Origin of the sequence: Methylomonas sp. LW13, from assembly GCF_016865255.1 — a bacterium.
Classification (GTDB): domain Bacteria; phylum Pseudomonadota; class Gammaproteobacteria; order Methylococcales; family Methylomonadaceae; genus Methylomonas.
In genome coordinates this window covers 4513815-4527333 of sequence record NZ_CP033381.1, presented here as the reverse complement: position 1 = coordinate 4527333, position 13519 = coordinate 4513815, and the positions used below count along the sequence as shown (strand labels likewise).

At 52.4% G+C, this 13519-nt stretch carries 12 protein-coding genes; 6 read left to right on the top strand and 6 right to left on the bottom strand.

The window, feature by feature from the left end; genetic code table 11:
- Window positions 1-187 precede the first annotated feature (187 nt).
- Both JL719_RS20500 and JL719_RS20495 read right to left on the bottom strand, forming a co-directional pair.
- The gene (locus JL719_RS20500; RefSeq protein ID WP_033159138.1) at window positions 188-1045 is read right to left on the bottom strand and encodes a lytic transglycosylase domain-containing protein; all 858 of its coding nucleotides are present in this window, start codon (window positions 1043-1045) and stop codon (window positions 188-190) included.
- Between the two features lie 461 nt (window positions 1046-1506).
- Window positions 1507-2394 carry an NF038132 family protein gene (locus JL719_RS20495; RefSeq protein ID WP_129871442.1) on the bottom strand — a complete coding sequence of 296 codons (888 nt, stop codon included), beginning with the start codon at window positions 2392-2394 and terminating at the stop codon, window positions 1507-1509.
- Between the two features lie 285 nt (window positions 2395-2679).
- Between JL719_RS20495 and coaBC the strand changes: the two genes are divergently transcribed.
- The 4 genes from coaBC to argB are packed head-to-tail and all read left to right on the top strand — an operon-like array spanning window position 2680 to window position 7777.
- Window positions 2680-3891, top strand: coding sequence for a bifunctional phosphopantothenoylcysteine decarboxylase/phosphopantothenate--cysteine ligase CoaBC (coaBC, locus tag JL719_RS20490; RefSeq protein ID WP_033159139.1), 1212 nt, complete (start codon window positions 2680-2682; stop codon window positions 3889-3891).
- Window positions 3863-4318, top strand: coding sequence for a dUTP diphosphatase (gene dut, locus JL719_RS20485; protein WP_033159140.1), 456 nt, complete (start codon window positions 3863-3865; stop codon window positions 4316-4318). Before coaBC ends, dut begins: the two co-directional genes overlap by 29 nt.
- A 15-nt stretch (window positions 4319-4333) precedes the next feature.
- Window positions 4334-6871 (top strand): phosphomannomutase/phosphoglucomutase, encoded by a 2538-nt coding sequence (locus JL719_RS24190; RefSeq protein ID WP_033159141.1) that lies wholly within the window; start codon window positions 4334-4336, stop codon window positions 6869-6871.
- A gap of 12 nt (window positions 6872-6883) precedes the next feature.
- Complete coding sequence (gene argB, locus JL719_RS20475; RefSeq protein ID WP_033159176.1) at window positions 6884-7777, top strand: acetylglutamate kinase; 894 nt, start codon at window positions 6884-6886, stop codon at window positions 7775-7777.
- On the opposite strand, the gene JL719_RS20470 is transcribed toward argB, so the two are convergent.
- The 4 genes from JL719_RS20470 to murJ form a co-directional block, all read right to left on the bottom strand.
- The gene (locus JL719_RS20470; RefSeq protein WP_225892918.1) at window positions 7760-8764 is read right to left on the bottom strand and encodes a DUF4124 domain-containing protein; all 1005 of its coding nucleotides are present in this window, start codon (window positions 8762-8764) and stop codon (window positions 7760-7762) included. The genes argB and JL719_RS20470 overlap by 18 nt on opposite strands.
- A gap of 19 nt (window positions 8765-8783) precedes the next feature.
- Entirely contained in the window at window positions 8784-9359 is a 576-nt protein-coding gene (locus tag JL719_RS20465) for a YggT family protein (RefSeq protein ID WP_033159143.1), read from the bottom strand.
- On the bottom strand, window positions 9359-10186 hold the full coding sequence (proC, locus tag JL719_RS20460) for a pyrroline-5-carboxylate reductase (protein ID WP_033159144.1): 828 nt from the start codon (window positions 10184-10186) through the stop codon (window positions 9359-9361). The genes JL719_RS20465 and proC overlap by 1 nt, the downstream gene beginning before the upstream one ends.
- A gap of 85 nt (window positions 10187-10271) precedes the next feature.
- The gene (gene murJ, locus JL719_RS20455; RefSeq protein WP_033159145.1) at window positions 10272-11819 is read right to left on the bottom strand and encodes a murein biosynthesis integral membrane protein MurJ; all 1548 of its coding nucleotides are present in this window, start codon (window positions 11817-11819) and stop codon (window positions 10272-10274) included.
- Window positions 11820-11921: 102 nt separating this feature from the next.
- Between murJ and rpsT the strand changes: the two genes are divergently transcribed.
- Together rpsT and JL719_RS20445 are read left to right on the top strand one after the other, a co-directional pair.
- On the top strand, window positions 11922-12185 hold the full coding sequence (gene rpsT, locus JL719_RS20450; RefSeq protein WP_020483383.1) for a 30S ribosomal protein S20: 264 nt from the start codon (window positions 11922-11924) through the stop codon (window positions 12183-12185).
- A gap of 229 nt (window positions 12186-12414) precedes the next feature.
- Window positions 12415-13431 (top strand): Gfo/Idh/MocA family protein, encoded by a 1017-nt coding sequence (locus tag JL719_RS20445; protein ID WP_033159146.1) that lies wholly within the window; start codon window positions 12415-12417, stop codon window positions 13429-13431.
- Window positions 13432-13519: the final 88 nt, after the last annotated feature.

Here is a 13519-nt window from a genome sequence, read left to right as displayed (position 1 = left end):
CCAGACGTGCGGTCTTTAAAGCTGTTGTTGGGTAACTGCCTGTTGTTGAAGGAGTTTGGCAGGAATGAAAAAATGGAAGAGGGGCTGGATAATGCGGGATATGGATGCTAAGTGCAGACGGTATTTCGTCAATATTACGAAATACCGTATTCCCAGGTTTGGATAGCTGGAGAGGGGGGGCGGTAACTTAGGTTTTTTGTTCGATAACCAAGTTTTTTTGCAATTCTTGCGGCGGTACCGGATGGGTTGGCTTCTGATAGGCTGCGAGAATTTGCTTAACGTAATTGCGAGTTTCCTGATAAGGCGGGATGCCCTGATAGCGTTCTACTGCACCTTCGCCGGCGTTATAAGCGGCCAGCACCAAATCGACTTTACCTTCGAAATGTCTTAGCAGCCAGTGTAGATAAGCGGTGCCGCCTTTGATATTTTGAATGGGATTCCAGCTGTCTTTTACCCCAAAGCGCTCGGCGGTTTCCGGAATGAGTTGCATCAGACCTTGGGCATTTTTACCGGACAGTGCACTGGGGTTGAAAGCCGATTCGGCCTGAATCACCGCCATGATCAGTTGCGGATCGATGCTGTAAATGGGGGCAATTTCTTTTACCCAAGCCTCTACCCGTTCGCGGTTAGGATTGGGATCAGCGACCAGCTTCACTTCGGGTTCCGGAGTCGGTGGTTGGCAGGCTGGGTCGTCACTGGGTGCGACATCGCCGAAACGGGTCAGCATTTGCTTGGCGTGACTATCGCCGTGTTCCGCCGCTTGTTTAAACCAGTGACTGGCCAGCGGTATGCTACGAGCCACGCCGCGGCCGTTGAAATACATAAATCCGATGCTGTAAGCCGATTCGGCATCGCCTTGCAGCGCGGCCTTGCAGTACATATCAAACGCCTGGCGATAATCTTGTTTGACCATCCGGCCGTGTTCGAAATCGGCAGCGGTCTTGCGGATTTGTTCCAGATTAACCGGCGCTACGTCCTGGGCGTTGCCGATTTGGGCGGCGAGACCTAAACATACGGCAATTAGCGATTGGCGTTTCAAGTTCATAAAATTCTCGTTCTGTATTGCTGAGACTAGGCTCTTCTAAACCCGGCCGGAAAAGGATTGAAGCGTCAATCCTCCAAGCTTCCAGCTACCGTATACATTGCAAGTGCTTGATCGCCCATATGGCCGAGTTTCCGTGCAATTGCGCTTGATTGCATCCCGCAGGATGTTGGCAAACCTTGAAATAGTTCCGGGGCCGCTGAGGGTGTTAGCTTTACCGGAACTGCTTCAAGGTTGTCCGCACTATACCGCCTGTTTTGCTGAGGCTATATTGCCCATATGGGCAGGTAAGTCTGGCGCGAATATATCACAGGGTTAATTTTACGGCGATTTAAACTGTTGTTTTTGATGTGGTTGTGGCGGATCTGCCGGCGCGGAGCCTGGTTTGGCTCGCGGTTTTCATTAGTACAGAACAGACAAAATCATCCCCTGATTTATTATCAAGATGACTTGCCGCAGAGTTTTCAGGATTGGCCGGCAAATTTGCTCCTACGAGAAATTGCGCTGACTAAGCCCATGCCCAAAGACATCAGCAGGAAGCCGCCAGGTAGAGGCACCGTCGCGGGTGGCGGCACTATTGTGACACCGCTGAAATTCACTTGCTGTAGCCCGCCAAAATCAAAAGCAAGTGCGGTATCAAACGCTTCGTCGCCCCAGTTGATCACCCCAAACTCGAGAAAATACGATCCGGTTGCGGTGAATGAGTAAGCGGACTTAATCCAGCCGGTCGGGCCACAGGTGTTGGCGTTATCCCAGCAAATGCCGCTTGAACCACCCAACGGTATCCAGCTTGTGCCAGCCGCAGCAAAGCCAATGGTGTTACCGTCATTCAATACCGCATCGAGCTCATCCGGTAAGTTGTTATCTACCTGACGATCCAACACGTTACCGGGCACGACATTACCGGTGGCGGAATTGGTGCTGCGGGCTGTAAACAACCAAGCGGCAGTGTTGTGGGTATCCGCATTGACCAAGCGCGCCCAGGCGTAGTCGTCATAACCACGGCCATCGGTTGAAATGTAATTGAATTGCAAAGTCAGCGTGTCATTCGCATTAGCACTGAAAGCATTCGATTGAATTTTCGAGCCATTGGTTTGGTTCTCGGTGCCGCGCCCTTCATCCCTCAGAACCAAAGACGAAACACCATAGACGCCACCGGATGTCGACAGGTAACCGAACTGAGCGTTTCCAGTCGGTGAGTTATTGACCGTATTGTCCCCGTAAATCAGTCCTGCTGCGCCGCTTGTCGTCCAGATGTTACTGCTTAAGGAAATATTGGCAGCTTGCGCGGTAGGTAGCACAAGCGCTCCGCTTAAACTGAGGGCGATGAGGGGAGTGCGCGTAATTTTCATGGTTTTACCTTTTTAATCTGTCTATGGATAAGGCTCAGGGTTTTTATGAATAAGCCGCACCAATCTCATTAGATCGTGCTGTTTGCCTGGTTAATCGACGAAACTTATTTCGCGGTGTATTCCGTGTGGCGGCAAAAAGGTTCAATACAGTAGGCCGGTTTTCAGCAAGGCAACTGTAAAATCTAAGGTTTAAGGTGTGGCGGTGCGGACTGAGTGCAAAATGAGCTGTTCCTATACATCAAAGGTCGAGTTTGCCATAATTCCAAGAACTGATCTTCTGGGGGTATGGACATTAACAAGCGAATTTTGTTGGGGGTTTGCGGCGGTATCGCGGCGTATAAAGCGGCAGAACTGGTGCGCTTGTTGCGGAAGCAAGGCCATGAAGTTCGCGTAGTGATGACCGCAGCCGCCCGCCAGTTTGTTACGCCGCTGACCTTTCAGGCCTTGAGCGGCCATGCCGTGCATAGCGATTTGCTGGATGTCGAGCAGGAACAGGCCATGAGCCATATCCATTTGGCACGCTGGGCAGACCTATTGCTGATTGCGCCGGCGACCGCCGATACCTTGGCGAAAATGGCGCATGGTTTGGCGGATGATTTGCTATCTACCTTGTATCTTGCGGCCGAGTGCCCAGTATGGGTCGCGCCGGCGATGAACCAGGCAATGTGGCGTAAACCGGTAACCCAAGAGAATGTTGCCAGGCTGCAAAGCCATGGTGTGCAATGCATCGGCCCGGCGGCTGGAGAGCAGGCTTGCGGCGAGCAAGGCTTGGGACGCATGGTCGAGCCGGCCGAGATTTGTCGGCAACTGCTGGCGCCTGAGCAGCCCGGTTTTCTGTCGGGCATTAATATAGTCATCAGTGCCGGACCGACGCGAGAGCCGCTTGATCCGGTGCGGTACATCACTAACCGCAGTTCGGGCAAAATGGGGTATGCCTTGGCCGTCGCCGCCCTCTCAGCCGGTGCCAACGTGACACTGGTCAGTGGCCCGGTCAGCTTAGCCGTGCCGGCCGGCGCCAAACTTATTCCAGTGGAAACCGCCTTGCAAATGTATGATGCAGTGATGATGCATAGCCGGATTGCAGATATTTACATCGGTGCGGCGGCGGTAGCGGATTACCGGCCGCAACAGCTGGCTGATAGCAAGATAAAAAAGGCTGGCGACACCAGCAAGATAGCCTTGATAAAAAATCCGGACATCATTGCCGCGGTGGCTGCACTGCAACCAAAACCCTTGGTTGTGGGATTTGCCGCGGAAACCGACGATCTGGAAAATTACGCCAAACACAAGCTGCAAAGCAAACACCTGGACCTGATCGCCGCGAATTGGGTTGGGCAGGCTGAAGGCGGTTTCGAGAGTGATCGCAACGCCTTGCAAGTATTTTGGCCGGGTGGTCAACAAATCCTGCCGATGACCGATAAACATACCTTAGCCGCACAGCTGCTTAAACTGATAGCCGAGAAATTGCATGAAAAAAATCCAGTTAAAAATTCTTGATCCGCGTCTGGGCCGGGAGATTGCTTTGCCCGCCTACGCTACCCACGGCTCTGCGGGGCTGGATTTGCGCGCCTGTCTGGATCAGGCCTTGACCTTGCAGCCGGGCGAAACGGCCCTGATACCTACCGGCCTAGCCATTCATATCGACGATCCGCATTTGGCGGCGGTGTTGCTGCCGCGCTCGGGACTGGGGCATAAGCACGGCATCGTGCTGGGTAATTTGGTGGGTTTGATCGACTCTGATTACCAGGGGCAGGTGTTTATCTCCTGCTGGAATCGCGGCAATAGCGCATTTACCGTCGAAATAGGTGAACGCATCGCGCAAATGGTGTTTGTGCCGGTGGCACAGGCCGAGTTTGAGTGCGTCGCTGATTTCGACGAAAGCCATCGCGGCAGCGGCGGTTTTGGACACAGCGGCCGGCACTAAGCGGAGTCGCGACGGATGGGACGCATATTTAGCATAGTAGCGGGCATCGCGGCGCTGATGGTGTTATTGGCCGGTGGCGGCGCCTATTGGTTTTCGGCGGCCCAGGTTAGCGAAACCCAGCAAACCAGTACCACTGCAATCGCCAGCGGCATGACAGTCAGCATTGTCAGCCAGATTGAGACCTTGCAGCGGGTCATCGACGGTCTGGCGCAGGCGCCGGATGTGGTGGCGGCACTTGCCAGCGATAGCCATAATCCAGCGACCTTGGATAATGTCGCTGCCAGGCTACAGAATACGATTCCACAAGCGCTGCGTGTGCGCTTGTTGCCGGCGACGGTCAGCGAGCCGGATCTTAGCCAAGTGCCGAATATGGGCTTTGCCGATTTGGAAATGGTGCGCGCCACGCTGACCGCCAAGCAAAAGCCCTTCGTGCAAGGCGAGGGCGAGCATCGGCATTTGGCAATGACGGCTGCGGTCAGTCAAAACCAGCAGGTAATCGGCGTGATTTTGGTTAGTTTAAAGCCGGATTTATTGCAACAGCTGATTAGCAAGACTGCTGTCGGCAACGGTTATGTGGAGATCAAGCAAGAGCAGGCGGTATTGGCTAGTGTCGGCATGCAGGAATTGAAGGCGGAGGAGCCGCAAGTGATGCCGCTGACTAACAGCCGCTGGTCGTTGGAGCTTTCCATAGGTGGCGGCACCAGTACCGACGACATCATTTTATTTTCCTGCATTATCTTGATCCCCGCTTTGTTGGGTTGTTTGGCGTTTTTTATCGGTTATCGTAAATTGGCCGATTATCTGCATCATGACCAAAGCAGTATTTTAAAGGCCGCCAAGGACATGATGACCGGCAAGCAAGTTGGCCACTATCCGGTGCAACTCGATGAAATGCGGCCGATTATTTCGACTTTGGCGCAGTTTAAACGCATCCTGGAGCAAGAAAAAAGCCCGAGTAAAGTCCCTGACGAATTGGGCGAGTACGATTTTTTCGACGAGTCGTTCGATATTGATTTTATCGAAGAGTCGCCTAAAACCGCCGAACACTATGCCAGTGTGCCGGTCAGCTTGGGCACGGCGCCTATCAGCGTGGCCGAGCAGGCGCCGCTGAGTGCGGTTGCTCCCGCCGAGAAATCGGCACCCGTGGCGATGCCAAACGTTGCGCCGACGGCAGGCGAGTCTTTTGCCGATATTTTCCGTACTTATGATATTCGCGGCATTGTCGGGCGCGGCTTGACGCCGGAAACGGTGCACAAGATCGGCCGGGCTTTGGGCAGCGAAGCCAGGCAGCTAAATATCAAGACTATTGTGATGGGCAGGGACGGCCGGCTATCCAGCCCCGGCTTGGCGGATGCGTTGGCAAAAGGCATTACCGAAGCAGGTTGCGATGTATTAAACATTGGCTTGGTACCGACGCCGCTGCTGTATTTTGTCACCCAGCACAGCGAAGGCCGTAGCGGTGTGATGATCACCGGTAGCCACAATCCGGCTGACTATAACGGCCTGAAACTGGTTTTGAACGGTGAAACTTTATCCGGCGACAAGATTCAACAATTAAAAAAACGCATTGAGGCCGGTGATTTCAGCGAAGGCACGCCGGGTTCCATCGAGCTGAATAGTCTATTCAGCAACGAATATATCGGCATGATTTCTGACGATGTGCATTTGGTTAGACCGATGAAAGTGGCTGTCGATTGCGGCAACGGTGCGGCCGGACAACTGGCACCGATTCTGTTGCGCACGATGGGTTGCGAAGTGATCGAGTTGTATTGCGAGATTGACGGCAATTTTCCCAATCATCATCCCGATCCCAGCAAGCCGGAAAATCTGGGCGATCTGATTAAGGCTGTGAAGCATTACGAGGCCGATATAGGCGTAGCGTTCGACGGCGACGGCGACCGAATTGGCGTGGTCGATTCCGGCGGCAAAATTATTTGGCCGGATCGGCAAATGATGCTGTATGCCCGCGATGTCTTGGCCAATAAACCGGGTGCGGAAATTATTTACGACGTGAAATGCTCCCGGCATTTGCACGATCAAATCGTCAAACGCGGCGGTCGGCCGTTGATGTGGAAAAGTGGCCATTCGCTGATGAAAGCCAAACTCAAGGAAACCACGGCGGCGCTGGCCGGTGAGATGAGTGGACATATTTTCTTTAACGACCGTTGGTTTGGTTTCGACGACGCCTTATATGCGGCGGCGCGGCTGATTGAAATTCTGTCTGCTGATATGCGTAGCAGTAGCGACGTATTTGCCGAACTGCCGGATAGTATCAATACACCGGAGCTGCATGTGCCTCTGGCTGAAGGCGAAGGCGTCCGCTTCGTGGAACAGCTATTCAGCCAGGCCAAGTTTAAAGACGGCAAGATCATCAATATCGACGGCATGCGCGTCGAATTTGCTGACGGCTGGGGCCTGGTCAGAGCCTCTAATACCACACCGGTTCTAACTCTGCGTTTTGAAGCGGATAGCCAGGATGCGATGCAACGTATTCAAGCTCAATTCAGGCAGCTGATGCTGCAAATCAAACCCGATATCAAACTACCTTTTTAATTGTTAGTGATTATGAAAGAAAAAACCGCGCACCAGATTGCCCACGTTCTTATCGAAGCCTTGCCGTATATTCAAAAATTCAAGGGCAAAACCGTTGTCATTAAATTCGGCGGCAACGCGATGGTCGATGATGCGTTGAAACACAGCTTCGCCCGCGACATCGTGTTGATGAAGCTGGTAGGTATTAATCCTATCGTCGTGCATGGCGGCGGGCCGCAAATCGGCGACTTGTTAAAACGCCTGGGTAAAACCTCCGAGTTTATCGACGGTATGCGCGTGACCGACAGCGAAACCATGGATGTGGTGGAAATGGTGCTGGGCGGCTTGGTGAATAAAGAGATCGTGAATATGATCAATATGCAGGGCGGCAAGGCGGTAGGTCTGACCGGTAAGGACGGCAATTTCATCCACGCCCGCAAAATCAACATGACCAAGGCCGGCGCGACGCTGGACGACGCACCGGAGATCATTGATCTGGGCCATGTCGGCGAAGTCAGCAGTATCGATCCGGCGGTGGTGGAAATGTTGGGTAACAGTGATTTTATTCCGGTGATCGCGCCGATTGGCGTGGGTAAGGACGGACATTCCTATAATATCAATGCGGATTTGGTGGCTGGCAAAGTAGCCGAAGTGTTAAAAGCCGAAAAGCTGATGCTATTGACCAACATCCCCGGCATTATGGACAGACAGGGCAATTTGCTGACCGGCCTGACCTTGACTGATATTGATAATCTGATTGCCGATGGCACGATTTCCGGGGGGATGATTCCGAAAACCCGCTGCGGCACTGATGCGTTGAAGGGCGGTGTGACCAGTGTGCATATCATCGACGGGCGGGTCGAGCACGCGGTGTTGCTGGAGCTGTTCACCGATCAGGGTGTCGGTACCTTATTGTTGCGCCGCTAAGCTGGATTGAATAAAAGGCGCAAAGGCTTGGCGAATGCTCTGAGCCTTGGCGCCTGAGCATAATTCGTTGCCGATACTGGATTGGCGGCAGCGGATGTCCAGAAATATCTGCAAAGTATTGTTGCGCTCCAGCAGTGATACCGACAAGCTTAAATCGTCGTCTTTCTGCGGGGCTGCGCGCATGATCAGTTTCTCGCTTTCCACGTCTTGGCCGGTGGTGGAGTGAGTCGCGACAAACTCGCCGGCGACTTTCCAGGCTTTTTCGCATTGCCCGGCGTCCTGGCAAACAAACAGGCCTAACTCGTTGCTAGCGTTACTGGCCGCTAAACTATCGCCGTTGACCGGTTTTCCGTCGTTGTTGTTGGCTTGGGTGAGGAATTGAAAGCGGGCTATGTCGGCTTTGAATTCTTTTTCGCTGTTTTGTCTGTCTTGTTGGTGACGCAAAAGCTCTTGTTTGCCCGCTTCTATCTGTTGTTTGCTGGCGGCAATATCCGCCAGTAATTTCGGCGGTATCTTGCTGCCGCCGCGCTCAAGATTGGCGGCTTGTTGCTGTTGCTGCTGCAATTGCAGTTGAATGCGTTCGATATTGCCTTCAATCACTTTTTGCCCGGCATCGAAGGATGCCATTTTATTGCTCAAGGCTTTATTCATATCATCAATGTTACGAAAAGTGCTCAGCAGGACTTTGTCGTTGGCGTTTTGCCTGGCAATGATCTTTTCCTGTTCCTTGCGTAGCGCATCCAGCCGCTTTTGCTGGGCTATTTGTTCGGCGGTTTTGGCTTTTTCAAGCACATCGAGCACGCGGGCTTTCTCGCTTAATGTTTCCCGTTTGTGCTTTACCTGATCCGGCGGTACTTGGTCGGAGAAATAGACGTTACCGTTTTCATCCACCCAACGATACATTTTTTTGGCATATGCCGGCTGACCCAATGCACATAGCAAAGCTAGAGCGACAAATGAGGTTCGTTTGAAGGGGGCATGTCGCATGGCAATACTGGCTAGAGGCCTAGCCCAGTAGGCTGACCAATTGATGCAAGGGCGGCAAAATCATCATTTTTGCCAGTTGCAACAATACCAGCGCCACCAGCGGCGATAAATCTATCCCGCCCAGGTCGGGTAAAACCTTGCGACACACGTTCAGCAGCGGATCAGTCAAACTGTACAAAATCGATGAGGCGGAGCCGTAGCTGCCGGGGGCGAACCAACTGAGGATGGCGCCGGCAAAAATGGCGTAAACGAAAATATCGATCAGCATTTTCAGCAAGTCGGTAAACGACAATAACGTCAATGCCACAAAACTCACGGACAAGCCTTTAATAGCCAGTATCGAGAAGTTGGCTACTATTTGCAGCAACAAGGCCAATACCAGAGAAGAGCTATCGATGCGGCCGATAGACGGGATGAAACGGCGCATGATCCTTAGCGGCGGATGGGTGATTTTCACCAGAAATTGCGATACCGGGTTGTAAAAATCGGCCTGGGTCCACTGCAATAAGAAGCGCAATGCCACCGCTAAAATGTATAAAGAAAACAGGGTGTCTATCAGGAACACTATCGGGTCGGTCATGTAATTGCTGCCCATTAGTCGGCTCCTAGTTGTTTTGACATTTCAATGGAACGGTCATTGGCGGCATGCAAGGCTTTGGCAACCAGTTCGACAAAACCGTTTTGCATAAATGTCTCTATGGCTTGCTGAGTGGTGCCGCCCGGCGAGGTAACTCTGGCGCGCAATTGTGCGGGCGATTCGGCCGATTCCAAAGCAATTTTGGCGGCGCCCAGCGCGGTTTGTTGTATCAGCAGTCTGGCGGAACGTTCGTCCAGGCCCAATTCCAGGGCGGCTTTTTCCATCGCTTCCATCAGCAGGAAGAAATAGGCTGGTCCGCTGCCGGAGACGGCGGTTACCGCGTCAAGTTGGTTTTCGTCGTTGACCCACAGGGCCAAACCGACAGCGCGTAAAATATTTTCGGCCAGATCTTTTTGTTCGTCATCAACATTGGCGTTGGCGTGCAATGCGGTTGCACCGGTTTGCACCAGTGCCGGTGTGTTTGGCATGCAGCGCACGATAGCGGCCTCGCTACCTAGCCACTTAGACAGGCTTTGTTGGGAAATGCCGGCGGCAATCGATACGACCAGCACATTCTTTTGTTTCAGGCTGGGAGCGATTTGCAAAGCAACATCGCGCAATATTTGCGGTTTAACTGCCAGCACCACGACTTCGACTTCGTTAATGACTGTCTCGTTGTTGGCGGTAGTATTGACATGAAGTTGATCGGTGTGAGCCTGCAACGTGGCGGGCGCGGTATCCGACACCCAGATCTGCTGCGGTGAATGGCCGCTGGCAATCAAGCCGCTGATTAGACTGGTCGCCATATTACCGCCACCAATAAAACCGATTGTTTTTGTTTTCATAGCTTACTGATTAGTCTGTTGAATTGTTACGGAAACCGCTTTTCGCGATGCATTCTACATGACAATGGTGGCGTCGCAGAGAATCTCAAGTCGTTACGGATTTTTGCAAGCCGATATGCCGGGGGCGGATACCTAACAGTATCAGCGCCGAACTATAAATCAAGATTGCCGAGCCGATTGTTATCCCCAGGTGCAGGCCTCGTTGCGACGCGCTCCAATCGAGCCAAAGCGTCACGTCGACAAAATAATATAAAAACGCCGACATCACTGCGTTGGCCACCACAACCCGCATTATGAATATTAGCCATTGCTCGCAAGGCTGGTAAATTCGGGTTTTTAACAACGTCAACAAAAGAAGGAGCGCGTTTAGGTATGCAGACAAGGTAGTTGCCAGGGCGATGCCAAGATGAGCGAAGGGAAATGCCAGCAGCACACTCAATATGATATTCGCGACGATGGAATGCATACCAAAACGCATTGGCGTTTGTGTATCCTGGCGGGAAGTGAAGCCTGGAACCAATATCTTGATCAACATAAAGGCCAGTAAGCCTAGCGCATAAGCCATCAGGCTCTTGCCTGCCATCCGCACATCGTCGCTGCCGAATTCATTATATTGAAACAGCGTTGATAACAAGGGCTCAGCCAGCAGTGTTAAACCCAGGGTAGCAGGCAGGCCGATCAGTAACACCAGTTTCAAGCCCCAGTCCAACGCTTTGGAAAAGGCCAGGGCATCTTCAGCGGCATGGTTCTCGGACAATCTCGGCAAAATGACTGTCGCCAGCGCTACACCCAAAATTCCGAGCGGAAACTCCACCAGCCTATCGGAGTAGTAAAGCCAAGAAACGCTGCCCGACGTTAAAAATGAAGCTACCAAAGTGCCGAACAGTAAATTGACTTGCACCACGGAGACTCCAAAAATGGCGGGGAGCATCTGCTTGAGCATGCGTTGCACCGCTGGGTCTTGGTAGCCCCAGCGCGGCCTGGGCAGCAAGCCGAGCCTTATCAGTGCAGGGATTTGAAATAACAGTTGCACTACGCCGGCGCCAAATACGCCCCACGCTAAAGCCATAATGGGTTTGGCCATTAACGGCGAAATCCAGATTGCAGCGCCTATCATGCAAATATTCAGAAATACCGGAGTCAGTGCCGGAATGGCGAATTTGCCGCGTGCGTTCAAAATCGCGCCGGAGAATGCAACCAGCGTAACGAAGAACAAATATGGGAAGGTGATGCGCAGCATTTGCACAGCCAGTTCGTACTGGTCGCCTTCCCACAGAAAACCGGGCGCAAAAAGCAGGATCAGCAACGGCGCTGCAATGACGCCCGCCACTGTGAATAACACCAACAAGACTGCCAAGGTGCCGGCGGTGCGGTCGATAAACAGTCGCAAACCTTCCTCGCTGTCTTTTTCGTTATAATCGGACAGAGCTGGTACAAAAGCTTGGGCGAACGCGCCTTCCATGAACAAGCGGCGCAGGAAGTTCGGAATCCTGAAGGCCACGAAAAACGCATCGGTTGCCGCGTTAACGCCAAAAATGTTGGCAAATAGCATGTCTCTTACAAAACCCATGATCCGCGAAATCATGGTCATACTGCTAACGATTGCGGTGGATTTAAACAGCTGCTTACTCACTGCAGGCCTCAGATTGAGTTTGGGAACACTAAAAATTTGACAATCATAGCATCCAAAATGATAATACGCGGTTCCAGATTAACTCAAAAGAACTGATAGACTATGGCTAATTCACCACAAGCTAGAAAAAGAGCGCGTCAGGCTGAGAAAAGCCGTATTCGCAATGCCGGACAGCGCAGCAACTTACGCACTTTCGTTAAAAAAGTGATCGCCGCTGTTAGAGCAGGCGATAAAGAGCAAGCTCAAGCCGCGTTTAAAACCGCTGTTCCTGTAATCGATTCGGCTGTTAACAAAGGCCTTATCCACAAAAATAAAGCGGCTCGCAGCAAAAGCAGACTAAACGACAGACTGCGCGCAATGGCTTGATCTCGACGCAAAGTCGATAGATCAACAAGGCCTATGCAACAGATGTTGCTTGGGCCTTTTTTATGCGCGGCGGTTTTATCTCGCGCAGATACCAGATGCTCTGGCTCCTAATCTTTCCGATAATCAAAGGTTGTTAGCTTTCAAGCAACTTATTTGGAATAAGTTGCTTGCGGCGCGTGGACATGCTGCTAATCTGATAGCTTTCAGCTCATCAGTCTAAGGTACTGTCATGAATAACCAAGACCAAGCCAAACTGCGTTGGGGCATTCTCGGCGCGGCCCGCATCAACGAACGCTTATTGCCGGCAATAGTCGAAGCATCTAATGCCGAACTGATTGGTATCGCCAGCCGCCGTCCCGGGGCTGCGGCGCAAACGTTGGCTAAATATGCCCCCTGCCATCCTGAGATACAGAGTTACGACAATTTGGATTCTCTGCTCAACGACGATGACGTACAAGCCATTTATTTGCCAATGGCGAATCATGAACACGCTGAATGGACTTTACGTGCCATCGAGCATCGCAAGCATGTGTTATGCGAAAAACCGATGGCGCTGACGGTTGCCGATATTGATGCGATAGAAACAGCGGCTCGCCGTTACGGGGTGACCGTGATGGAAGGCTTTATGTATCGTTTCCATCCGCAACATGCCCGTGTATTGGAGTTGATCGGCTCCGGACTGATAGGCGAAATTCGATCGGTACGTGCCAGCTATTCGTTCATGATGCGTCCGGCCCGGATGTATCGTTTAGCCGACGATGTTTCGCATGGTGGTGGTGCGATGTGGGATATTGGCTGCTATGCAATTCATTCGCTGCGAATGTTTTTTCAGCAATCCCCTTGCCGGGTAATGGCGTTGTCCAAATACGTGGAAAGCGGCGCCGACATCGCCACTAGCGGCGTGCTGGATTTCGGCGAAGGCAAATTCGCACATTTCGATTTCAGCTTTGAACGGGCTCGGCGCTGCGAATACGAAATCATCGGTACCCAAGGGGGTATAAAATGTCATGTGGTTTGGCAATTGCCTGGCGATGTGCCGGTGATTTCTTGGTGGACCGAGGACGGTCGCCAGTCCGAAGAGCGTTTGCCGGCTTCCAATCACTTCCGTCTGGAGATTGAACATTTCAGCAATTGCGTGTTGAGTGGTCAGGGGGCGCAGTTGTCCCTAGCCGACGCCCGCGACAATTGCAGAACGATAGTGGCCGCATTGCAATCGGCGGCGGAAGGTCGGGTCGTCGAAATTTAATGGCAACAACGCGAGGACGTCTGAGCGAGTGCTGTCAAACTCTGCAAAAAGGCCATGTCTTTGAGCCTCGTTCGCGTTTAATTCATAT